Origin of the sequence: Nonomuraea sp. NPDC049141 (assembly GCF_040648415.1) — a bacterium.
GTDB lineage: Bacteria > Actinomycetota > Actinomycetes > Streptosporangiales > Streptosporangiaceae > Nonomuraea.
The window spans coordinates 705,662-728,203 of sequence record NZ_JBEZDR010000004.1; the positions used below are offsets into that span (position 1 = coordinate 705,662).

Sequence of the window (22,542 nt, forward strand, 5' to 3'; positions counted from 1 at the left end):
CGGTTGTGCTGGTCAACCGACTCTGAACCAGTCACCGATCTGAAGCGTGCGACTGGATCTTTTGCTGCGGAGTGAGACCGACAGGGTAGTAGGGCCACTGACCCTGGTCGCCAGCTTGTACCTCCGTGACTTCCTCATATCCATGTTTGCGCTGCGGCGTCGGCTGGCCGCCCAGGTGGCCAGCGGGGTTCTCAAAGCTTCACGCCAGCGAGCACCGCTCAACGCTCGCGTCTACATCGGCTATCCCCCTGGTTCCTCATTGCTCAGGGTCTCGAGGCGAAGTAGGGCGTAGCCTTCGTCGCCGCGATCGCCGGTGCCCACTTGCAGGCCGATACCGAGAAAGCATCGAAGGTACCTGCCATCTGGATCGGCCTCAACAGCGCTGAGAGCAACCTGGACTTTATTCGGCGTAGCGGTCCGTTTGTGGATCGTTACTGCTGGTTGGCCGCCGAAGCTTCTCATTGTGCTGGCAGCTCCCGGATTGGGCATGTCGGCGATCTCGCGGCTTCGAAGGAGCCTGAGATCGTACTGATTGTGCGCCTGGCTCCGGAGCTGCAGGGCGATGGTGATGTGGGCCTGCCGGGGGAAAGCCGACCATGGCCGTGGAAGGGGACCGTTGAAATCACCGGGCCGGTCAAAGCGATTTGAGTCGTCCTGAAGCAGGAGCAGGAATCTGGTAAGTCGCACACCCGGCCTGTTGGTGGGTGCTTCCCACCAGATCACCTCGCAGGGATGAATCTCGGGCCGGCCACCGTGCCCGTCGTCACGTACCCATGGCCCATAGACCCCGATCTTGCGTCCGACCAGAGGACTGACGATCGGGTCTTCGGTTGGGAAGAACTCGTTGTGATAGAAGCCTTCGTCTGGCGTGATCTCAGCCTCGAGGCAGAATCCCTGGCCGCGCTTTCGCGTATGGAGACTGCCTCGCTCGTCAGCCGTCATCAGCTTGACTACATCATCTAGAATGAACTGGAAGGGTGGAGCTGGCGTGATGAAGAGATTGAAGTCCGCCTCGTCGCCGCTGCCGGGTGGGTTGAACCACCCGTAGTCATCGAGCTCGCCCACCAGAACGTGTTTGAGTCCATCTACCGGCGCGTACTTGCCCGCGCCCACCGCGAAGCCGATCTTGTGGCCTTGCGGGTCGATTACGGCGACACCTAACTGTTCCCGGCGGAGTTTCTCCCAGCGCTGGTGGTCGAACGGGGGCGGCGGTTGCTGCACTCCCGCGTTGCCAGGTGCCGCAACCTCTGGTTGCCCAAAGTCTGGAAACCCCATGCCTCCCCCTAGATGCGATTGTGCGCGGTCAGCCAGCGGATGGTCAGACGTCGGGCAGCCACGTACGCGAGGACTGCCGTACCCGCCACTATGGGAATGTCGATGAGCAAGAACGCCCAGCTCACTCGCCACTCACCGGTCAAGAAGGTGGCGGTGGCACCTAGTACGACCGAGGTGACGATCCAGACGACTGTGCGGCGTCGCGCTGTGAGCACTCCGAGCAGGAGGCCGCTAGCTAATCCGAATGCCACTGGTACCAGCTCGTTCATAGTTCTTTCCCTACTTGGTTGGTGGAGTTGCCTAGGACGTACCTCCCTCGCACTGGTACGGGCGACGATGCGACTTGCGTCCATGCCGTCCCTGACCAGTGAAGTGGAACATGACACACGAGCCGCGCAGCCCCCAACGTGGACCGGCCAAGCGGGTGGACGATGACCCGATCCTGCGGCAGGCTTCTCACGGCGGAAACCACCAATCGCAGTCAGGCTCATCAGCGGCGCCGATGACCGCCCGATGCTGGCGCGGCCGGGAAGTGATTCGGAACGAGATCCGGCGGTAGCGCAGGTCCCTGCCGGTCGTTGCTGCGTTCCTCGGCCGCTGTATGAGCTCGGCGGGGTCAGCGAGGAGCCGTTCGCGCTCATCGTGGACCAGGCCCCGGACGAGGGGGACGGCTGGTGGATGCCGTCGCTGGCGGTGTTCGCCGAGCAGATCGGCGCCCGCGGCGTGTTCGTGACCGGGCACACGGTGGAGATCGTGGAGCCGCACCTGCCGGAAATCGTGGATCACCTGCCGATCGGCAAGGCCGAAGGCGCCGATCTTTAGATCATTGGCGGAACCGACAACCCTGGGAAGGGGGTGGGGTTCGCGCGATGGCTGATGACCGGCGCAAGTTGGAGCTCGCCCAGCGGCGGAACCAGGCCCTTCAGATGCGGATCGCCGGAGTGTCGCCGACGCTAATCGCGCAGCGGCTCGACTACAACAGCCCGCAGGCCGCGTCCGCTGACATCACCGCGGCGCTCAAGCGGGCCGCCAAGGCGGAGGGCATGGCGGCCGAGCACCTGCTGCACCTGCTACTCAGCAGGCTGGATCGGATGCTGGCCGCGTTATGGCCGAAAGTCCTCAAGGGTGAGGTGCAGGCCACCGACATCAGCCTGAAGATCATCAATAAGTATGCGTCGCTGACGGGCGTTTCCGAGCTGAACCGCAACGGCGTGCCCGACACCGATATGGCGTCCCTGCTCGGCACCATGCTGGCCCAGCTCCAGCAGCGGTACGAGGTGCCGGACCCGGACACCGACACGATTGTCCAGGCCGAGATCGTCGCGGGAGAGATCCTCTACGACGACACCGGGGGCGAGGCGTAGATGAGCTTAGCCCTGGCCATCCGGCCGTCGCCCAAGCAGGAGCGCAGCATCGCCGAGGCCACGGCCCGGTTGAACATATGGGAAGGCGCGATCCGGTCGGGAAAGACCATCGCCTCCCTGCTCCGCTGGGTCATCTTCGTGGCGAACGCGCCCCGCGGTGGCTCCCTCGTGGTGGCGGGTAAGACCGCCGACACCATCAGCCGCAACGTGTTCGATCCGCTCATGGACCCGGCCATCATGGGGCCGCTCGCCAAGCGCACCTCCTACACGCGCGGGGCGCCGACCGCGAGCATCCTCGGTCGCAAGGTGGAGATCATCTCGTGTGCGGATGCTCGCGCTGAAACCCGGCTGCGGGGCATGACGTGCGCGGGTGCGTACGTGGATGAGATCACTTTGGTGGACAGGCCGTTCTGGGACATGCTGCTGAGCAGGCTGAGTGTGCCAGGGGCGAAGCTGTTCGGCTCGACGAACCCGGACGCGCCCAGCCACTGGTTGAAGCGGGACTTCCTCGATCGGCGTCACGAACTTGACCTCAAGAGCTGGCATTTCCGCCTCGACGACAATCACTCCCTCGACCCTGCCTATGTCCGGGCGTTGAAGGCCGAGTACACGGGGCTCTGGTATAAGCGGTTCATCCTCGGGTTGTGGGTGCTCGCTGAGGGCGCGATCTTCGATATGTGGGATGAGGACAAGCACGTCGTCACCACCCTGCCGTTGATGGAGAAGTGGCTCGCTTGCGGCATCGACTACGGCACCGCGAACCCGTTCGACGCCGTCCTCGTCGGTGTGTCCGTCCCGGACGAGTACGGGCAGCGCCGCATCTATGTGACCAACGAGTGGCGGTGGGACTCCCGCCAGCAGCGGCGGCAGCTCACCGACGCCGAGTACTCGGTGCGGCTGGCCGACTGGCTCGACGGCATCCCCGACACCTACGGACCGGGAACGGGAGGCGTCCGGCCCGCCTGGCTGATCGTGGACCCCAGCGCCGCGTCGTTCGTGCTCCAGCTGCACCATGACGGGTTCCGGCCACAGCAGGGGGACAACTCTGTCTTGGACGGGATCCGCACCGTCTCCAACCTCATGGCAGCCGACCATCTGCGGGTGCACGCGTCCTGCCGCGACCTCGTCGATGAGATCGTCGGCTACGCCTGGGACGACAAGAAAGCGGCGGCGGGCGAGGACGCCCCGGTCAAGGAACACGACCACAGTGTCGATGCGCTCCGCTATGCCTTACACACCACGCAGGCGGTGTGGTGGAGGCTGCTCGAACCCGTCCCCCGTCTTTAGGAACCGTTTCGTACTGTAAGGGCTTTCTGCAGGCCAGGGCTGGCGCCGGACGGGGCCTGTGCGGGGTCGTTAGCGTACGAAACGGTTCCGTTGCGGGTCACCCCCGAAGCCAAGCAGACTCTTCGCTAACAACGCCAAGGGGGGTCACCCACGAAGATCAATCAACTTCGGCCTAACAGCCACCGAGCGCAATAGGCGAATAATATCGTGGAAGAGAGGGGAGCTTCGCCCAGGCCTCACTACATCCAGTGTTGTTCCTTTTGTAGTCCTGAAGGTCGGCGTACACCTTGTACTTTGTCACAATCTGGCCTGTTGGGTTGTAGCGCAGCACCCAGTACGTGGACTGAATTGAATACGTGGCCTGCGTCGGCTGCTGGCCGTTTGCGGTAGTACCGACCTTTGGAGTCGCGAAAGCAGCACTGGGAGAGGCACCGATGACAAACAGGGCTATTGCCACCGGTACCGTGCGAAGTTTCTTGCCCATGTCATGCCTCTCGTGATCAGAGTTGTGCGTGCTGCGCCTGCCGTGGCGAGCGCGGGTTCTAGATCGACCGGCGCCGTCGATCCAGAACCTATCGAGGTGGACTTACGCGCTCTTGCGTGGCCCTTACGCTTTCCTTACTCACTCTCGTCGCCGCACCTGGGAACGAACGTAGGTGATGAGTGCAACAGCGGCTATCCGGATCACGTCGTCCGGAGTGCGCGCTTCGGATAGCGCGCTGTACAAGCTGACGCAGGCCTCTTTCGTAGAGGCTGCAGATCGGTCGGAGGGCCCGACTCCGGCGAAGCAGAGTTGATCCACTCATGCCGTTCACGCAGCGGCGAGGTGGTGCGTTCCTCCCTCCCGCCCGCCCTCGTCTCGTGCCGTGTTTGTCGTATTCGATCGCGATCTGGCCGGGCGCCCAGCGGCCCAGCACGTACCCCGTGCTGGTCATGCCGGCGGGGACGAAAAGAAGGTCGGCAAGGAACCTTTCGTATTTAGACGCGCACCCCGGATACCCGGCCAGTTGTGGCGGCTTGGCCGCCCGGAGGTGCGTCGCTCCGCGCGACTTCCCCGTACGCGCGTCGAGCACCCAGCGCGGGCCGTCACTTCGGCTGTTGAGGGGCAGCACGAAGGCCGGCCCGCGCTGCTGGACCTCACCACCCCCTGGACCTTGAGGGAGAACGATCATGGCCGACTTCACGTTCAACGTCGCGCTTGGCAGGGTCGCCGAGCTGTACCACCGGGTGAAGAACGGCGACCCAGCCGGGTCCACGCTCGTCATCGCCGCGCTCTCCACGGCGGGCCTGGAAACCGACGCGGTGCTACGCGACAAGGACACCCTGACCGACGTGGTGGCGGGGGCCACCAACGAGGTGCCGGTCGGCAACGGCTACGCGCGCAAGACGCTGGTGGCGGCCGATCTGAACGTTGTCGCCCCGGACGACGCCAACGACCGGCTCGACCTCGACATCCCCGATCAGACGTGGACGAGCGTCCTGACGGCGTCGGGCGGCTGGTCCAAGCTCGTCATCTGCTACAAGCCTTCCTCCGGTTCGACCGACGCGCAGATTGCGCCGCTGACCTGCCACGATTTCGCGATCACTCCGGACGGCACCGACATCGTGGCGCAGATCGCCGCCACCGGGTTCTTCCGCGCCACCCCGGTCTAAGCCCGCGCCATGCTGTTTCGGAACTCCTTCAACGCGGGCACGGCCGGGACCGTCATCACCACCGCGAACTCGGGCGGCGGATCCGGGGACGCGTTCAACTCGATCACCGGCACGCCCACGTACGTGGCGGCGACCGGGACGCGGGCTCCGCTCGCGGCGGAGATCGGCGATGACGATTCGGTCGCGTGGCGAAACTGGGTCCTGACCGGGCGTGAACTCTGGATCCGGGCGTACGTGCGCTTCGCGTCGCTGCCCAGCGCAGACGACTGGTTCCTTGAACTGAACATACTCAGCGGAGGGATCAGCAGCGCGGGCCGGTTGATGGTCGGACCCACGGGGACGATCTTCTACCGGCGAACCACGACCACCGCCACGCTGGTCTCGGTCCCGTCAGCGGTCACGGCGGGCCAGTGGGTGCGGCTCGAACTGCGGGTGCTGACCGGTACCACCACCTCGAACGGCGCCGTCGATCTGTGGGTGTACCCGTCCGTCGAAACCGCCACCACCACGCTGCAAGCCAGCGCCACCGGCGTCAACACCGGCACGGTGGTGCCGAACGAGGTCGGGTTCGTGTACCTGCCGGGCATCACGTTGACGTACGACGACGTCGCCATCAGCGACCAGGGCAAGCTCGGCCCCGCCTACCCGGCCAACCCGGCCGTCGTCGTGCAACAGGCGGGCAGCGCCGAGCAGGCGCAGGCCATGGCCCGGCGCAAGCGGCGTACGACCGGGCAGTCCACGTCGCTGGAGACCGCAGCGGCGATCCGGCCGGTCAAACGGGGAACTCTCGGCCAGCCGATCGAAGCCGATACGGCGGTTGCGGTTGTGGCGCGGAAGGTGCGCAGTGTCGGCGCTGCGCACGAGAGCGGCGGCGCGCTGCCGGTGACGCCCGCGCATCGCCGCCAGGTCGGGCAGGCGGCCGAAGCCGACCAGGCGTTCGAGGTCTCCAACGGCACGTTCATCGGCACGGCTACCGAAGCTGATGAGGCGTTGCCGATCACGCCGCGCAAGATGCGGCACCTCGGGCGAGCCCTGGACGCCAGCGCGGCCGCCGCAGTCCGTCCAGGTCGCGCCCGGATGATCGGCCCGGCCACCGAATCCGGCCTGGCGCAGGAGGTCGGCCGCCGCAAGATCCGCCTCGTCGCCGTCGCGTTCGAGCGCGACCAGGCCCGGCCGGTGACGCTCCTCGGCCGCGACATCACCGGCGCCACCGGGCCACACCGGACGTGGAGCGCCACCTCGGCGCGGCGCGGCTGGAGCGCCGATCCACCTCGCCGGACCTGGTCCACCTCACGCGCGTAAGGAGCCTCCAGTGGAGACGATCTCGTCGCTGTCGCGGGAGTGGCTGCCGTTCTGGATTCGCGGAGCGGTGGGCAGCGAGCAGGTGGAGATCGCGTTCACCGTGCCGTGCGTGGAGCCGGTCGAGAACGACTGGGCCGGCGCCGAGTGGGATCCCCTGTCCGTCACCGCGAAGGGCGCGACCGCGCGCATCCTGTTCGGCCCAGGTGGGACGACGTCCCGGCCGGAAGGCACTTGGCAGGCGTGGGTGCGCATCACCGCGCCGCCGCAGCTTCCGGTGCTGCCCGCCGGCCTGATCGACGTCATCTGACCCTTCTTTCTTCGCGCGCCTCGCCGCCGCACATGACCTTGCGTCCGTACGAGAACAGAGTGAGGGCGATCATGCCGCTTCCGGACCACGACCAGGAGTGGCCGCCGCCGCACATCCGGCGCGAGATGCGGCTGTATGAGGAATGGGGCGCCTGGTACACCGGCGACCCTGAGCGGCTGGCCGATGTGTACGGCGCAACCGGCATGGTGCACGGCATCGGCCTGGACGCCAAGAGCTGGGACCGGCCATCGAAAGGTTTCACGGGCTGGATCCAGCGCGCGGCCCGCTGGTTCTGGGGGACGCAGGTCCCTCCCGGGCAGGTCCGGAGTACGAAGCTACACGTGCCGATCGCTGGAGACATCTCCACCACGAGCGCGGACCTTTTGTTCGCGGAACCGCCAACATTGAAGGTCGCGGGCAAGAAAAGTCAGAGCCGCCTCGACAAGATCATGCATGAGGCGGGCGTCTACGGGTCCTTGCTGGAGGCCGCCGAAATCGGCAGCGCGTACGGCGGCGCGTACCTGCGTGCCGGGTGGGACACCGACTTCGAGCACCCGGTCATGAGCGTGTTGCCGCCCGACGCCGCCGTGCCGGAATTCTCCTACGGCAAGCTGCGCGCGGTGACGTTCTGGCGGGTGCTGGCCGAGGACGGCGACCGGCAGGTGTGGCGGCACCTGGAGCGGCATGAGAAAGGCCGGGTCTTTCACGCCTTGTACCTGGGGACGGCGGACCGGCTCGGCGACCAGGTGCCGCTCGCCGATCACCCGGAGACGGAGGTGTACACCGACCAGGTGGACGAGGACGGCGGGTTCGACTCGCGCTACCCGCGTGGCCTGCTCGCGAGCTACATCCCGAACATGCGCCCCCACAGGCTGATCAGAGGCACGAGCCTGGGCCGCTCCGACTACCAGGGCGTCGAACACTGGATGGATGCCCTGGACGAGGTGTGGACGAGCCTGATGCGGGACATCCGGCTCGGCAAGGGCCGCGTCATCGTCCCCGACATCTACCTCGACACGCTCGGCCGCGGCTCCGGAGCCGCTTGGGATCCGGACCGCGAAATCTATTCCGGGCTGGGCATGCTGCCGCAGCCCGGAGCGTCCGCCAACAGCATGTTGACGATCATGCAGTTCGCCATCAGGGTGCAGGAGCACGTGGACGCGGGGAAGGCGCTCACCGCCCAAATCTTGAGGGGCGCGGGCTACAGCGCGCAGAGTTTCGGGGAGGCGGACGGTTCAGGGCAGGCCATCACCGCCACCGAAGTCCACTCCCGCGAACGTAAAAGCTTTTCGACACGCGGCCGGAAGATCGGCTACTGGACGCCCACGCTCCGGTGGGCACCGGACGTGCTGCTGTCCATCGACCGCGAGGTGTTCGGGCAGAAAGTCAGCGCGGACAAGGTGGAGGTGCACTGGCCGGACGGCGTCCAGCCAGACCCCGAAGCGCTCGGCCGGACCGTGGAACTGTTCAACCGCGCCCAGGCCGTGAGCCTGGAGACGAAGATCCGCATGGTGCACACGGACTGGGACGACCACCAAGTGCACGAGGAGACCGAACGCATCCGCGACGAGCTCGGCCTGAACGTGCCCGACCCGGACCGGATGGACGACGTGCTCGTGCCCGGCGCCGGCCCGGACGAGTAGCTGATGAGCGTGCCGACGCTCGCGCTCCCGGCCGCGCCGCAGGAAGCCGCCCAGATCGAAGCCGCGCTCGACCACGCCCGAGCCGTCGCCGCGATCTACTGGGACGCCGAGCGTGAACTGTTGATGGTCGTGTCGGAGGCACTCGCCCGGCGGGAGGGGGAGCCGGAGTACGCGGGGCCGCGTTTCGCCGAACTGCGGCAGCTCCGCAAAGAAGCCGACAGGGTGGTGCGGCGGCTGGAACGCCTGTCGGAGAACCTGGTGACGACCGGCGTGAACGCCGCCTGGCGGCGCGGTGCCCAGCGGGCTTCCGCTGATCTGGAAAAGCTCGGCTCGCGGCGTGGCATCTCGCAGGGGCAGGGCGTCATCGAGATCGCCCGCCGGTCAGTGCGGCTGGTCGCCTCCACCCAGCCCGGCATGAGGTCGGCGCCGGCGTTCATGTTTCAGCAGATCGTCAACGAAGTGTCCGCGCAGGCGCTGACGGGCGCGATCTCCCGCCGCCAGGCCCAGGCCCGCGCACTGGACCGGATCGCCGGCCGCGGCATCACCGGGTTCACCGACACCTCCGGCCGCGTCTGGTCGGTGGCGGCGTACGCCGAGATGGCGACGAGGACGGCGATGGCGCAGGCCGCGACGGACGGTCACCTGGCCACCCTCGCCGTCTACGGGATCGACCTCGTCGTCGTCTCCCGGCTGCCGTACACGTGCGAACGGTGCGCCCTGTGGGAGGGGAAGATCCTCTCCCAGTTGGGGCCGATCGGCTGGCGGCAGGTCGAGTCCGCCGTCTCCGACGACGTGCTGGACGTGCTCGTGGAGGGCACGGTGGCGCAGGCCCGCGCCGCCGGTCTGCTGCATCCGGGCTGTGGTCACACGCTCGGCGGCTACCTGCCGGGCGCGACCCGGCCGCCGCCGTTGATCCGGCATCGCGGCGACTACAAGGCGGCGCAGAAGATGCGCCGCCTCGAATCCGACCTCCGCTCGGCGACGCGGCAGGCGGCGGTCGCCCTGGAGCCGGAGCAGCGGCGCAAGGCGGCGGCCCGCACCGACCGGCTCACCCAGCAGATCCGCGACCACGCCCGCCAGTCGGGCATCCCGGCCCGCACCGACCGGCAACGCCAGGACGCCATCCCCCGCGGCCTCGACAAGCTGCCGGACGAGGACCTGGCCGCGCTGCTTGGCCGGTGGGCCGGCGACGAGCCCGCGGTCGCCCGCATCACGAGCGAGTTGGAGCGGCGCGACAACGACCGCGAACGCGACCGGGACGAGCAGGTACGTACGGCGGTCGCCGAGTTGCCCGCCGAGTTCGCCAACGCCTCCGACGACCAGGTGCTCGACCTCGTGCGGCGCTTCTCCGACGCGGGGGACACGGTCGCGCTGGAGAAGCTGCTCGGCGAGCTCGACGCCCGCGAGCAGAACCCCACCTGGACATGGCGGGCCGACGACACCGCCGAGGACCGCGCCGTCACCGGCCTCATCGACGACGGCGCTGACCCGCTGGAGGCGTACGCGATCGTGTACGGGCATGACCCGGAGGTGATGCGGCGGCAGGAGTCACGCGCGCACGCCGAATCCCAGCGGCTGCCGGGGGAGGCGCTCGACCATGTCGCGCGCCGCCTCTATGACGAGTGGCTGGAGGCGCAGTTCATCGCCGCCGAGCGCTACACACGCGGAATCCTCACCAACCGGGCAGGGCGGACAGCCGGGATCGATGGCCGCGCGCTGCTGTCCGGGCCGCAATCGCGCGCCGACAAGTACGCCAGCGACGAGCTACGCGCCTGGTGGGAGCAGCACCCCCGGATGACGCTGGTGGAGTTCAGGGCGCAGCTGCTCGGACGCACGAGCGACCGCAAGGCCGCTCAACGAGCGAGGGAGCAGCGCCGGTGAGCCTGTCCGACCTCGACCGGCGGGCGGCGATCACGACGGCGCGGTGGGCGGTCACCCGCGACCGCCCGATCACGGAATGCCCCTACGACCCCGCAGGTGACGCCCGCAACCGGGCGCTCGCGCTGCTGTGGGTGCGCACTTACCGCAGCTACCTGCCCCCGGCCTGACACCGCGTGGCACGTCTGCCTGTCTGTTGTTCCGGCCCGCCTGGCGCGGGCCTTCGTCATTTCCGGCTCCGGGAGGGCCACTGTGTTCGATCACATGCTGCCGACGACGCCTGGCGCGATCATCGGCTACCGCACGTCCGGGACCCCGATCCGGCTCATCGCTGGAGGAGCCGAGGGCGAAGGGGGAGGCGAAGGCCAGCCGCAGGGCGAACCGCAGCAGAGCGGAGCTCTCGAGGCCGGGGTCACGCCGACCGACCAGCGGCCCAGCCCGCCCGACCCGTTCGCCGCGGCGAAAGCGGCCGAGCAGAAGGTCAACCCCGACGCCATCAAGGTCGATCAACTGCCCGACTGGGCGCAGAAGATCGTCCGAGACGCGCGGAAAGAAGCGGGCGACTACCGCGCCCAGGCCAAAGAGGCACAGAAGGCCGCCGAAGAAGCCAAAACCACGGCACCCACGGCGGAGGAGGTCACCGCGCATGTGCGGTCCGAGTTCGCGGCGCAGATCGGCAAAGCGCTGGGCTTGGTGGCCGACGAGCAGGCGGAGAAGCTGACGCCCGAGCAGGTGATCGAGAAGCTCACCACCGAGAAGGACCAGACCGCGAAGGAACGCGACCAGGAGCAGGAGCGGCACCGCCGCGCCCTCGTCGAGCTGGCCGTGCACCGGCAGGGCCTCAAGATGGGCGCCGACCCGGACGCCCTTCTCGACTCGCGGTCGTTCGTGAAGAAGATCCGCGACCTGGACCCGGACGGCGACGACTTCGCGGCGAAGCTCGGCGACGTCATCCAGCTCGCGATCGACGAAAACCCCAAGTACAAGGCGACTGCCCTGGCGGCGACGCCCACGCGGAGCGGAGGGGAGTTCGCCGGCGGGCCTGGCGCGCGTCCTTCGGGCTCCGAGCCCACCATCGACGACTTCCGCAAGAGCCGCGCTGCAGCGGCTGCGAAGGAGAAGTCGCCTTGACCGATCTGTTAGCGGTTCCGCCAACGGATTCTCCAGAGGAGTAGGCCCGATGCCGAACACGTTCATCACGCCGACCGTCATCGCCAGGCAGGCGTTGGCGAACCTGTACGAAACCACGGTCATGAGCCAGTTGGTGCACCGTGATTATGAAGAGGAGTTCGTGAACCGGATCGGTGACACGATCACTATCCGGACGCCCGCGAAGTTCGAGGCGACCCCGTTCAACCGCACCACGGGCATCGTGATCCAGAACGCGACCGAGGGCAGCATCCCGATCCGGCTGGACAAGTTCGTGGACGTCTCCTTCGCCGTGACCAGCGAGGATTTGACGTTGAACATTGAGGACTTCAACGCCCAGCTGCTCGCACCGGCGGTGGAGGCCATCGCGCAGCGCATCGACCGCGACATCCTGACTCTGCGCGGCGACATCATGCAGCGCGTCGGCAAGGCCGGAACCACGGTGACCGGCGTGACCGGCACCAATGAGTGGGCGTGGGACAACCCGCGCGTCGTCATCGACGCCAGGCGCGTGTTGAACCAGAGGAACGTGCCGCCGACCGACCGGAACGTCGTAGTCGGGCCGGAGATCGAGGCGCAGTGGCTCGGCGACCCGCTGTTTCACCAGGCGGACTCCAGAGGCGACACGGAAGGGCTGCGCGAGGCCAACCTGGGCCGCAGGATCTTCGGCCACGACGCCTACCAGACGCAGAACATCAAGGGCCCGGCGACCACGCCGACGACCGGCCAGCCGAACACTGAGATCGGCGTCGCCTTCCATAAGACCGCTTTCGCTTTGGTGACCAGACCCTTGGTTCTTCCTCAAGGCGCCGCGAACGCGCACGTCGAGTCGTACAAGGGGTTCGCGTTGAGGGTCGTCATGGGCTACGACCAGACCAAGAAACAGGACGTCGTGAGCATCGACACCTTATACGGCGTCAAGACGCTCGACCCGAACCGCGCGGTGCTGATCCACGGGGTCGCGGCGTGATGTGGCGCTACAGGAACGCCAACACCGGCCAGGTGGCGGACCTGGAGCAGCGGGACGCGTGCCTGGACATGCTGCCGAACTGGTCGGCCACCCCGATCGACACCGCCGCCGCTGAAGCCCCGGCTCTCCCGCCGATGGCCGACCCGATCACCGCGGCCAAGGCGGGGGTCCGGCCGTCCGAGTCCGCCAACAAGGCCGTATGGGTCGCCTACGCGACCTCGCGCGGCATGGCGGAGGCCGACGCCAAGGCCCTGCGCAAGGACGCGCTGATCCAGGAGTTCGGCGAGAACTCCGACAACAACGAGGACGAAGAGGAGGGAAACGGCGATGGCCAGGACTGACCTCCCCATCACGCCGATGCCGCGCGGCGGGCTGAGCCTGACGGGCGCGCTGCCCACTGCGGCGACCGTGGACGGCCACGCCTTCGACCATTCCGGCAAACGGCTGGTGCGGGTGAAGAACAGCAGCAGCACTCCCAAAACGGTGAACGCGGTCATCCCCGGCGAGGTCGAGGGGCAGCCGCTCACCGACCGCCCCTACGTCATCCCGGCCACGACCGGCGACGTGCTGATTCCGCCGTTCACGGACGTGTACCGGCAGAGCGACGGCAAGGTGTACCTCGACTACCCGGCCGACCCGTCCGGGCTGACGGTCGACGTGTACGAGCTGCCCTAGGGAGGCCGAGGGTGGTGGTGTACGCGAGCGCGGCCGACTACGCGGCCTACACCGGGCAGTCGGCCCCGGCCGGGATCGAGGCGGTGCTGGCCCGCGCGTCGGAGCGGATCGACGAGCTGCTGGTGACGGCAGTCTACCGGGTGGATCCGGTGACGGAGCTGCCGACCGACCGGAAGGAGGCCGAGGCCATCGCTCGGGCTACGTGCGCGCAGGCCGCTTGGTCGCTAGCGGTCGGCGACCCGTACGGCGTGGCCGCGGCCTTCAAGTCGGTGCAGATCGGGTCGGTGAAGCTCGACCGCGCGAGCGGCGGGGGAGACGCGGGGCCGGCGCGGCACGCGCCGGACGCGGCGTCGATCCTGCGGACCGCCGGGTTGCTGCCCGGCTTCGTGATCGACCAGGGCGCGTGGTGACGTGCTGATCCCCGAGTGGGTGTTCACGCATGAGGCGGTTATCGAGCCGTTCGAGGGAGAGGGCGCATATGGGCCTGTCCACGGTGCCCCGTTCACTGAACGGTGTCTGGTAGACGACGAGCGGCGGCTGGTCCGCAACGCAGAGGGCTCGGAGACCGTGAGCGATACGACGATCTTCTTCCCGCCCCAGACGCACTGCCCAGAAGGATCGCGGGTGACCGTGAACGGCCGGACGACCACGGTCATCGCGTCCCACGACCGCACCGGCGGTGGCCTACCGACGCCCGACCACACGGAGGTGGTGTGCCGATGACGCAACGCGCGATCGACGTGGACGTTCGCCTGGACATGCACGTCAACCCGGACGCTCTGGAGGCCCGCGCACGCGCGGCGATCGAGAGGGGTCTCAAGCAGGCGGCCGAGCACGTGCTGACCAGCACCGAGCCGAAGGTGCCGTGGCAGACCGGCGATCTGGAGCGGTCGGGCAGCGCCCAGGTAGACCGGTCGAACCTGGACGGTGTGATCTCGTTCGACCAGCCGTACGCGGTCGCCCAGCACGAAAACCTCGACTGGGACCACCCGCTCAAGGGCGAGCCGAAATTCCTGGAGACCACCCTGTACGAGGAGGCCGAGGTCGTCCGGGCGATCGTGGCCAAGGCGGTGCGGAAGGCGCTCGGAGGATGACCACACCCATGCCCGGCCAGTTCTCGCGCGCTCTGCTGAACGGGCTGGCCGAGCTCCTCGCTTCGAGCGGGGTCGGCGTGTGGTCGCCGGTGGGCGCGTACTCGGCGCACCAGCTCGCGTTGACGATCGGTGGTCTGCCCGCGACTCCGGACACGGCCATCTCGTTGGCGGTGTATGGGACGGCTGGCGACGGCCTAGACAGCGGCGACTCCACCGTCCTGGTGCAGCTGCGGATGCGGGCGAAAGGCGACCCGCGTGACGTCGGCGACTACGCCGACGCCGTCTTCTCGGTGCTGCACGGCCTGTCGGAGACGCGGCTCGCGTCCGGGGTGCTGGTGCTGCTGGCGCGGCGGACGGTGGTGGCGCCGCCGGGCCGCGACTCTTCCGGCCGGTGGGAGCGGGCCGACAGCTACGAGCTGATGGTGCACTGGCCCACTGCCCTGCGGGACGAGTAGCTCCCGGCCAACCTCCCCTTCCTTCTTCTCTGCGCGGCCGGGGCGGTCGCGTGCGCACGAATACGGAGACACGATCATGGCTCTGCGCAGCATGCTCGCCAAGGACTGGAAACTCGACGTGAACACTGCGGGGGTGGGCGCTCCCACGGCCACGTGGACGCCCGTGCACGGCCTGTCCAAGTTCGAAAAGTCCACGGACGACAACGTGGAGGACGACGGAGACTTCGACGACGAGGCCGGATACGGCGGGGACGTCATCACTGAACGGAAGTGGAAGATCGAGGCCGAGGGGCGCCGTAAGCGGAACGACGGCGGCGTGTTCGTCCCCGACGCTGGTCAGGAGTACGTGCGGAAGGCGGCTCGGAAGGTCGGGTACGCGGCCAACGCCGAGTTCCGCTGGTACCGGCGCGACGGCTCCGACGAGGCGTACCGAGGTGTGTGCCAGGTGTCGGAGTACACAGTCGGCGGCGAGAAGACCGACCTCGAACCCTTCTCTTTTACGCTGCTCGGGCAGGGCGAAGACGAGGAGATCGACAACCCGCTGGTGGCACCGTGATGGCGACATTCAGGGATCTGGACGAGTTCTTCGATCCGTCGCTGCGCCTGCCGGTCGGCGGTAAGACGTACGTGATCCCGCCTCCGGACGCGGAGGTGGGATTGCTGGTGCAGCGGCTCATGCACGCCGGGATCGCAGCCGAAGCCGGGCAGGAGGTGGACCAGGCCGGGCTCAACGAGCTGGCCGAGTCCGTGCTCACCAACGAGAGCAAGGACACCGACCTCTACCAGCGGCTGCTCGGCGGCGTGTGGGACGAGTTGTTCGCCGACAAGGTGGACTGGCCCATCATCCAGCACGTCGGCGAGACCGCGTTGCTGTGGGTCGCGGCCGGGGTGGATGCCGCCGCCCGCCACTGGGAGGCCGGCGCGGGGGAAGCAGAGGCCCCGAACCGGAAGGCTCGCCGGGCGGCAGCGGCACAGGCCCGATCGACCCGGTCACGGGGCTCGCGGAGTGGTACGACCCGGACGACGGGGGCGGGTTCGGCGGAGCGGGAGTCTCCTGGCTCAACCTCCTGACCCGCTGGGAGCTCGTCGAGGCGGACCTGCACCAGACGTACGGCATCGACCTCGACCGGTCGTCGGCGCTGCGAGGCCGGTCGTGGCGGTGGCTGCGGACCCGTATCGCGGGGCTGCTGGTGGCGGACACGCGGATCGCCCGAGCTCTTGACCCCGGCGACGACCAGCCTTCCCCGCGCCGACACTGACTCCCTATTCGTTGTCGCTACCGCCAACGAAGCGCATTTGGGCCTGGTGAAGGGCGGTGGCAGCGGTGAACATCGGCGAACTTGTCGGCAAGATAAAACTGCACGACCAGCTCACGAAACCGGCTGGCCGCGCGATCGCCTTCTTCCGCGCCAAGGCGGAGGAGTTCTGCGCACACGCCGGATCGATCGCGTCCAGCTCGGTGCAGATGGGCGCCCGACTGGCGGCGACCGCCGTGGCGGGCGCGACCGCCGCCGCCGGTCTGGCCGCGGCGGCGCAGAGCGCTATCGGCCTGGTGGCCGCGCTCGCCCCGGCCATCGGCATCGTCGCCGCGCTGCCCGGAGCTATCGCGCTCGGCGGCGGGGCGCTGGTCACGCTGAAGCTCGCCTTGATGGGGGTGGGCGACGCCTTCAGGGCCGCGCTCGGCGATGATCCAGCGAAGTTCGCCAAGTCGCTCGCGGGGCTGTCACCTGCGGCGCGGGCCGCCGCACTGGAACTGCGCGCCGCGAAGCCCACCATCGACGGCCTCAAGAGCAGCGTTCAGGACGCGTTCTTCGCCCCGCTCGCCGGCCACATCACCGCCGTGTCGGCGGCCCTGTCCGGGCCGCTGACGGCGGGCATGTCGGGTGTCGCCTCCCAGATGGGGCTGGCGGCGGCGGCGGTGGCTCGGTTCGCCGCATCGGCGCAGACCAGCGCCGCCGTGACGGCGATCTTCGCGGCGGTGCGGTCAGCGGTCGCCGCGATCCAGCCCGCCATCGTGCCGCTGCTGGCCGGGTTTCGTGACCTGGCCGTCGTCGGCGCCGGCTTCTCGGCCGGGCTCGTTCCCGGCATCGCCGCCGCGGCGGCCCGGTTCGGCGAGTTCCTGTCGAACGCGGCCCGGTCGGGCCAGGCGCTGGGCTGGATGCAGGGCGCGCTGGCGGTGTTCCGGCAGCTCGGCGGCATCCTGGGCAACGTCATCGGCATCGTGCGCGGCGTCTTCGCCGCGATGCAGACCGGCGGGTCCGGCGCGCTGGGCGTGATCGGGCAACTTCTCGGCCAGGTGAACGCGTTCGTGAACAGCGCGCGGGGGCAGGAAGTCCTCGTCGCGATCTTCCGGTCGTTGTCGCAGGTCGGAAGCGCCCTGTTCCCGATCTTCGCGGCGCTAGCCGGATCCCTGGCGCTCGTCGCGCCCCATGTGGCCGCCATCGCGGTCGCGCTCGGGCCCGGACTGGCCGCCGCCGCCTCGGCGCTCGGTCCTGCCCTGGCCGCGCTCGGGCCTGGACTGACGCTCGTCGCTCAGATGCTGAGCAAGGCGTTCGCCGACCCGGCGCTCCAGGCGGGGCTGCTCGCGCTTGGTCAAGGGATCTCGGCGGTGCTGTCGGCGGCGGCTCCGCTGCTGCCGGTGATCGGGCAACTCGCCGGGATCCTGGGCCAGATCTTGGGTGCCGCGCTCGGCAATCTGGCGGCGCTGCTCGCCCCGGTCATTCAGGCGCTTTCGTCCAGTTTGCAGCCGCTTCTTCCGGTTTTGTCGAGCGCGGTGTCCCAGCTCGCGGCGGCGACGGCCCCACTGGCGGCCCAATTCGGGCAATTCCTCGCACAAGCGCTAAAAACGGTCCTTCCACCCTTGATCCAGCTCGCGATGGACCTGCTGCCACCCACGTTGGAGCTGGTCAAAGCCCTCATTCCCATGATCACTTCCTGGGTTGGCGAGCTGTCCAAGATCCTGGGCGTGATCCAGCCGATCATCGGGCCGTTGGTGCAGATCGGGACCGTGCTCCTGCCCTTCTGGATCAAGATCATAACCGCCGTCGTCAAGCTACTCAACGGCGACTTCAAGGGCGCCTTCCAATCGATCATCTCAGCGATCAAGGGCTTCGGCGACACCATCACGGGCGCCGGACGCGCGCTCATGGAGGGCCTGTGGAACGGCATCGTCGCCGCCGGAAACCAGATCAAATCCAAGATCGTCGGCTTCCTCCGATCCATCCTCCCACAGCCCGTGCTCGACTTCCTTGGCATCCACAGCCCCAGCACGATGTTCGCGAAGATGGGCCGCGAAGTCCCCGCCGGACTCGCCCTCGGCATCACCCAAGCCGGAGGACTGGTCCGCACCGCCGTCCAACGCATGGCCGGGATCGTGGCCGGCGCGGGCATCCCCGACATGCCCACGCCCGGACTCGCGCTGTCAGGCGGCGCGAACGGAGGGCTCGGCGGCATGTCGCGGGTGGTCGTCCACCAGACGAACTACTACCCGCAAAGTGAGCCGACCTCGACGTCCGTCAACCGCGGGCTCCAGCTCGCGGGCGCCCTGGGGGTGATCTAACCGTGCCGCAGTACACGCTCGACGGTGTGCCGCTCGACCACCCCGCAGGCTGCTGGCGACTCAAGAAGGGCACCCAGAGGCGTCCGCTGCCGGGCGCTCGCGCCGTTCGGGTTACCGTGCCTGGCCGCGCGGGGGAACTGCCGATCACGGGCCTCGACCACGAGATCACCAGCTTCTCGCTCGTGTTCACCGTGTCCGGAGCCACCCCCGGCGGAGGAGACGGTGGCTTCCCCCAGCTCGAAGCCAACCTGGAGGCTCTGTCTTCGCTGCTGGGGGTGCGGCACCGGCTCATGACCATGCGCTACCAGGCAGGTGGCATCGTGCGCGTCGCCGACGTGACCGTTATCGCCGCCTCCGAGCCGGAGCTGTGGGTCGGCGCCGCCCGCGCCAAGCTGACCGCGGTCGTCGAGGTGCCCTCGGTGTACTGGAGGGACGAGGCGGTCAGCACGTGGGCTGGGAACGTCAACCTCGACAACCAGCCCATCACCACGCTGGCCGGCTCGACCGCGCCCATCACGGATGCGCTGATCCGCGTCACCGGCCCCATCTCCTCGATGACCGTGACCGACGTGGCCACTCAGGGCAAGCTCGGGCTGCTCACCGCGGGCTTCAACACGCTGACCGCCGCCGAGCGGCTGATCCTCGACGCCGCTGCCATGCGCGCCGCCGTCGTCACGACGGACACGTGGGACCTCGCGGCCGGGGCTGACCGGACCGGCGTCATCTCCGTGTTCGGGCCGGGCTCGGCGTCCCGCTGGCTGCACCTCACGCCTGCCGTCGCGGTCGGCGACCCGTTCTCCCGCACGGTGCTCATCTCCTGCTCCGGTTCCGGCGTCACCGCCGTATCCAAACTGGAGGTCAGGGCTCGCCGTTCCTACTTGTGACGCGAGTGGTAGCGGGAATGCCATGACGTGCTGTGTAGAGAATGCCATCGGATGGCATACAAACGCGACGACGAGTCGGTTACTCTGAACGAGAAATACAACGAGGCCCCGATCCTCGCGGCAAACTCGAACCGGGGCCCCGTGTGCGAGGGCTCAGCTCGGCCATCACGGCGTGGTGGCTAGCTGAGCCCTCCGTGCTTGAGGGCCCAGTCGAGGAGGATCAGCGCCAGTTGCAGCAGCAACAGTGCCTCTTCCTTGTCGCCTGGCCCCTCGTGGAGGCCACTCAACACTTTTCTCTCCATTCCCGGACCGACGGCACCGTAGGGGTGGACCCGGTCCGTGTCGGTCAACCCCGCGGGATGTGCTGACCGACTGGGTGACGAAAGTGTGCAGTGACTCCCATGACTCTGAATCGTAGTGGCAATGGCGTCACCTCGGAGATTTTCTATGCCCCATTCCGGAACGATTTTTGCGCCGTTTGGGACGGTTATGTCCGTTAATTCAGTCAATATTCGGATAATGTTTTCGAGGGAAACACGCCACAATGCGTAATTGCCTGAGAGCTTTTCGCGTCTAATCGCGGTGATATGGGGGACGGACGGAGGGCGTCATGTTCGACCTCCGCCTCGTCGCCTACCAGCCGAACGGGCTCCGTCTCGGCATCCTCCCCCACCCTCTGTCCATCCAGGTCGCCTGGCCGCTCAACGACGTGCCGTCGCTGAAGTTCGCCTACTCGGCGCACGCGGTCGGCGCCGAACTCATCGCCCAGCCGTGCGAGATCGGCGTCCAATGGTCGTCGGACGGCGCGGTCTGGACGGAGAACGGCGACGGCCGGTTCCTCCTTGCCCGCCGCGAGGGCGACCAGCTCGACCCGTCCGGCACCTGGCGGTTCGACTGCCCGTCCTACCTGTGGGTGCTCAAGAAGGCCGTCACGTACGCGCACGCCACCATCGCCCCCGTCAACGGCCAGCGCGTCTACGGATCGCCCAGCCCGAACGCCACCAGCGGCTTCATCACGAACTCACTGCTGACCGAAGCGCAGGCGCGCGGCGCCCTGTCAGGGTTCTCGTGGACGTTCACCGGCAGCCTCGACACCGCCGGGCTCTCCTGGAATCAGACGCTCGGCCTGGGGATACCGCTCGGCACCGACGTACTTGCCGTCCTCCTCACGCTCGTGGACGCCGGGCTCATCGACATCCGCATGACCGGCCCCCGCACCCTGTCGGCGTGGCGACCCGGCACCGCCACCTTGCGCGACCTCACCACCACGACGACGCCCGTGGAACTGGCCGGCGGCCGGGACATCAGCGCCGCCCCCGACGTCGGCACCCTAGAAGACCTGGCCAGCGCCGCCTACGTCGTCGGCGACAACTCCTTCCGCACTGAGCGAGTAAACGTCGGCACGCCGCTGCCGTGGGGGCGGTGGGAAGTCGGCGTCCGCCAGGTCGGGGTGACAGAGGCGACCGCGGCGACCCTCGTGGGGGACTCGCTGCTGGTGCGCGGCGCGGTGGAGCGGGTGCAGCGCACGCGGGAGCTCCTGTTCGCGCCCAACACTCGATGGCTGCCGCTGCGAGACTACCTACCCGGCGACCGGATCTACGCGCCGGGCGAGGCCGGGAGACGAGTGGCGCTGCGCGTCCGGCAAATCACCCTCACCCGCACCGACCGGGGCGTCATCGGCGGCAACCTGATCTTGAATGATCGGCTGGCCGATCAGGATGTACGGATCGCGCGGAAGATCGCCGCTCTGGCGGCACGCTGACGAGAGGGATGCATCAGAACTTGGTCTTGTCATCGACGATGGCTACAGCTCTGATCGCCTTCTGTGTCATTCCGCTTATGCCGGTCAGGTTCGCGCCGGTCAGGGTCGCGCCAGTCAGGGTCGCGCCAGTCAGGTTCGCGCCGCTCAGGTACGCGCCGGTCAGAGTCGCGCCGCTCAGGTCCGCGCCGGTCAGGTCCGCGCCGCTCAGGGTCGCGTCGCTCAGGTTCGTGTCGGTCAGGTCCGCGCCGCGCAGGTTCGTGTCGGTCAGCTTCGCGCCGGTCAGGTCCGCGTAGGTCAGCTTCGCGCCGCGCACGTTCGCGTAGGTCAGGGTCGCGCCGCGCAGGTCCGCCCTGAACAGGTCCGCGCCGGTCAGGTTCGCGCCGGTCAGGTTCGTGTCGGTCAGGGTCGCGCCGGTCAGGTTCGCGTCGCTCAGGTACGCGCCGGTCAGGTACGCGTCGCTCAGGTTCGCGCCGCGCACGTCCGCGCTGAACAGGTTCGCGTCGCTCAGGTTCGCGTCGCGCACGTCCGCCCTGAACAGGTCCGCGCCGGTCAGGTTCGCGCCAGTCAGGTTCGTGTCGGTCAGGGTCGCGTCGCTCAGGTTCGTGTCGGTCAGGGTCGCGCGGGTCAGGTTCGCTCCGGGGGCACGGATGTTGCTCAGGTCAGGCATGTGGGCGTCTAACCGGGTGTTTCGGCGGCCGATGATGGTGAGGGCGGCCTGAACGTCGGTAGCAGGCTGAGCGGATAGCTTTGCCGCTTTGATGGTGGGTTTGGGGTCGTGCTCACGGATGAATGCGGCCAGTACGTCGTAGACAGTCTGGTGGTCACGCGGCGAGTCTTGCGCGAGCCGTTCGAGCGCATACATGCCGCCCAATCGGACGTCCAGTGTGCCGGAGCCGATCTGTTCCACGGCCTTGGTGTAGCGGTCGGCGATCTGGCCCTGTTCGGCGGTTCGTTGAGCCTGACGTGAGGCGTCGAGCGATTGCGCCGTGTACCACAAGCCTTGCCCCGTGAACACGACCCCGCCGATCACGACCAGACCAGTAGCGGCCTGGATTAGAGTGTGCCGGGCGGCGTTGACGGCCTCGACACGCTCGGTCGCGGTCATCTGCTGACGCTCGACCTGGGTGAGTGGGTGGCGTTCCCCGGCCAGACGGTTAGCAGCAGGCCCGATCAATACGGCGATTCCGAGCGCGGAGATCCCTGCTACGGCTGTCCCGGCGAGCGTCCAACGGCCCCAGTCCGGGATGTTCAGGCTCAAGGCGGCCCCGGCACTGATCGCGATCAT

25 protein-coding genes are annotated in these 22,542 nt (G+C 68.2%); 22 read left to right on the plus strand and 3 right to left on the minus strand.

Features of this window, described 5'->3' with window-relative positions; translation table 11 throughout:
* Nucleotides 1-240 precede the first annotated feature (240 nt).
* Both AB0B91_RS15735 and AB0B91_RS15740 read right to left on the minus strand, forming a co-directional pair.
* The gene (locus AB0B91_RS15735; protein WP_358319027.1) at nt 241-1,275 is read right to left on the minus strand and encodes a hypothetical protein; all 1,035 of its coding nucleotides are present in this window, start codon (nt 1,273-1,275) and stop codon (nt 241-243) included.
* An 8-nt stretch (nt 1,276-1,283) separates the two neighbouring features.
* On the minus strand, nt 1,284-1,544 hold the full coding sequence (locus AB0B91_RS15740; RefSeq protein WP_358319029.1) for a hypothetical protein: 261 nt from the start codon (nt 1,542-1,544) through the stop codon (nt 1,284-1,286).
* Nucleotides 1,545-1,788: 244 nt separating this feature from the next.
* Here AB0B91_RS15740 and AB0B91_RS15745 point away from each other — a divergent pair, with 244 nt between their 5' ends.
* From AB0B91_RS15745 to AB0B91_RS15850, 22 genes are all read left to right on the plus strand, one after another.
* Nucleotides 1,789-2,097: a hypothetical protein gene (locus AB0B91_RS15745; protein ID WP_358319032.1), complete on the plus strand. Its 309-nt coding sequence runs from the start codon at nt 1,789-1,791 to the stop codon at nt 2,095-2,097.
* A gap of 47 nt (nt 2,098-2,144) precedes the next feature.
* Nucleotides 2,145-2,639 (plus strand): hypothetical protein, encoded by a 495-nt coding sequence (locus AB0B91_RS15750; RefSeq protein ID WP_358319035.1) that lies wholly within the window; start codon nt 2,145-2,147, stop codon nt 2,637-2,639.
* A complete protein-coding gene (locus AB0B91_RS15755; RefSeq protein ID WP_358319038.1) occupies nt 2,640-3,926 on the plus strand; it encodes a PBSX family phage terminase large subunit in 1,287 nt (428 codons plus the stop codon).
* A gap of 1,170 nt (nt 3,927-5,096) precedes the next feature.
* Nucleotides 5,097-5,579 (plus strand): hypothetical protein, encoded by a 483-nt coding sequence (locus AB0B91_RS15760; protein ID WP_358319041.1) that lies wholly within the window; start codon nt 5,097-5,099, stop codon nt 5,577-5,579.
* A 9-nt stretch (nt 5,580-5,588) separates the two neighbouring features.
* Nucleotides 5,589-6,881, plus strand: coding sequence for a hypothetical protein (locus tag AB0B91_RS15765; protein WP_358319044.1), 1,293 nt, complete (start codon nt 5,589-5,591; stop codon nt 6,879-6,881).
* Nucleotides 6,882-6,891: 10 nt separating this feature from the next.
* Nucleotides 6,892-7,188, plus strand: a complete 297-nt coding sequence (locus tag AB0B91_RS15770; RefSeq protein ID WP_358319047.1) for a hypothetical protein — start codon at nt 6,892-6,894, stop codon at nt 7,186-7,188.
* Between the two features lie 71 nt (nt 7,189-7,259).
* Entirely contained in the window at nt 7,260-8,831 is a 1,572-nt protein-coding gene (locus tag AB0B91_RS15775; protein ID WP_358319050.1) for a phage portal protein, read from the plus strand.
* A 3-nt stretch (nt 8,832-8,834) separates the two neighbouring features.
* Nucleotides 8,835-10,712: a phage minor capsid protein gene (locus tag AB0B91_RS15780; protein ID WP_358319053.1), complete on the plus strand. Its 1,878-nt coding sequence runs from the start codon at nt 8,835-8,837 to the stop codon at nt 10,710-10,712.
* Nucleotides 10,709-10,879: a hypothetical protein gene (locus AB0B91_RS15785; RefSeq protein WP_358319056.1), complete on the plus strand. Its 171-nt coding sequence runs from the start codon at nt 10,709-10,711 to the stop codon at nt 10,877-10,879. Before AB0B91_RS15780 ends, AB0B91_RS15785 begins: the two co-directional genes overlap by 4 nt.
* 82 nt (nt 10,880-10,961) lie before the next feature.
* Nucleotides 10,962-11,840, plus strand: coding sequence for a hypothetical protein (locus tag AB0B91_RS15790; protein WP_358319059.1), 879 nt, complete (start codon nt 10,962-10,964; stop codon nt 11,838-11,840).
* A gap of 49 nt (nt 11,841-11,889) precedes the next feature.
* Nucleotides 11,890-12,828 (plus strand): P22 phage major capsid protein family protein, encoded by a 939-nt coding sequence (locus AB0B91_RS15795; protein ID WP_358319061.1) that lies wholly within the window; start codon nt 11,890-11,892, stop codon nt 12,826-12,828.
* Nucleotides 12,825-13,169 (plus strand): hypothetical protein, encoded by a 345-nt coding sequence (locus tag AB0B91_RS15800; protein ID WP_358319063.1) that lies wholly within the window; start codon nt 12,825-12,827, stop codon nt 13,167-13,169. Before AB0B91_RS15795 ends, AB0B91_RS15800 begins: the two co-directional genes overlap by 4 nt.
* Entirely contained in the window at nt 13,156-13,503 is a 348-nt protein-coding gene (locus AB0B91_RS15805) for a hypothetical protein (RefSeq protein ID WP_358319066.1), read from the plus strand. The genes AB0B91_RS15800 and AB0B91_RS15805 overlap by 14 nt, the downstream gene beginning before the upstream one ends.
* Before the next feature lie 11 nt (nt 13,504-13,514).
* The gene (locus tag AB0B91_RS15810; RefSeq protein WP_358319069.1) at nt 13,515-13,913 is read left to right on the plus strand and encodes a hypothetical protein; all 399 of its coding nucleotides are present in this window, start codon (nt 13,515-13,517) and stop codon (nt 13,911-13,913) included.
* 1 nt (nt 13,914) lies between these two features.
* Complete coding sequence (locus tag AB0B91_RS15815; protein WP_358319072.1) at nt 13,915-14,226, plus strand: hypothetical protein; 312 nt, start codon at nt 13,915-13,917, stop codon at nt 14,224-14,226.
* Entirely contained in the window at nt 14,223-14,597 is a 375-nt protein-coding gene (locus AB0B91_RS15820; protein ID WP_358319075.1) for a hypothetical protein, read from the plus strand. Before AB0B91_RS15815 ends, AB0B91_RS15820 begins: the two co-directional genes overlap by 4 nt.
* On the plus strand, nt 14,594-15,052 hold the full coding sequence (locus AB0B91_RS15825) for a minor capsid protein (protein WP_358319078.1): 459 nt from the start codon (nt 14,594-14,596) through the stop codon (nt 15,050-15,052). Before AB0B91_RS15820 ends, AB0B91_RS15825 begins: the two co-directional genes overlap by 4 nt.
* A 76-nt stretch (nt 15,053-15,128) precedes the next feature.
* Nucleotides 15,129-15,608: a hypothetical protein gene (locus AB0B91_RS15830; RefSeq protein ID WP_358319081.1), complete on the plus strand. Its 480-nt coding sequence runs from the start codon at nt 15,129-15,131 to the stop codon at nt 15,606-15,608.
* Nucleotides 15,608-16,123 (plus strand): hypothetical protein, encoded by a 516-nt coding sequence (locus tag AB0B91_RS15835; protein ID WP_358319084.1) that lies wholly within the window; start codon nt 15,608-15,610, stop codon nt 16,121-16,123. The genes AB0B91_RS15830 and AB0B91_RS15835 overlap by 1 nt, the downstream gene beginning before the upstream one ends.
* Nucleotides 16,124-16,367: 244 nt before the next feature.
* Entirely contained in the window at nt 16,368-18,611 is a 2,244-nt protein-coding gene (locus AB0B91_RS15840; RefSeq protein ID WP_358319087.1) for a hypothetical protein, read from the plus strand.
* Nucleotides 18,612-18,613: 2 nt separating this feature from the next.
* The gene (locus tag AB0B91_RS15845) at nt 18,614-19,495 is read left to right on the plus strand and encodes a hypothetical protein (protein ID WP_358319090.1); all 882 of its coding nucleotides are present in this window, start codon (nt 18,614-18,616) and stop codon (nt 19,493-19,495) included.
* A 610-nt stretch (nt 19,496-20,105) separates the two neighbouring features.
* On the plus strand, nt 20,106-21,257 hold the full coding sequence (locus tag AB0B91_RS15850) for a hypothetical protein (protein ID WP_358319093.1): 1,152 nt from the start codon (nt 20,106-20,108) through the stop codon (nt 21,255-21,257).
* Nucleotides 21,258-21,270: 13 nt separating this feature from the next.
* Here the strand turns inward: AB0B91_RS15850 and AB0B91_RS15855 are convergent, their stop codons facing one another.
* A complete protein-coding gene (locus AB0B91_RS15855) occupies nt 21,271-22,542 on the minus strand; it encodes a pentapeptide repeat-containing protein (protein ID WP_358319096.1) in 1,272 nt (423 codons plus the stop codon).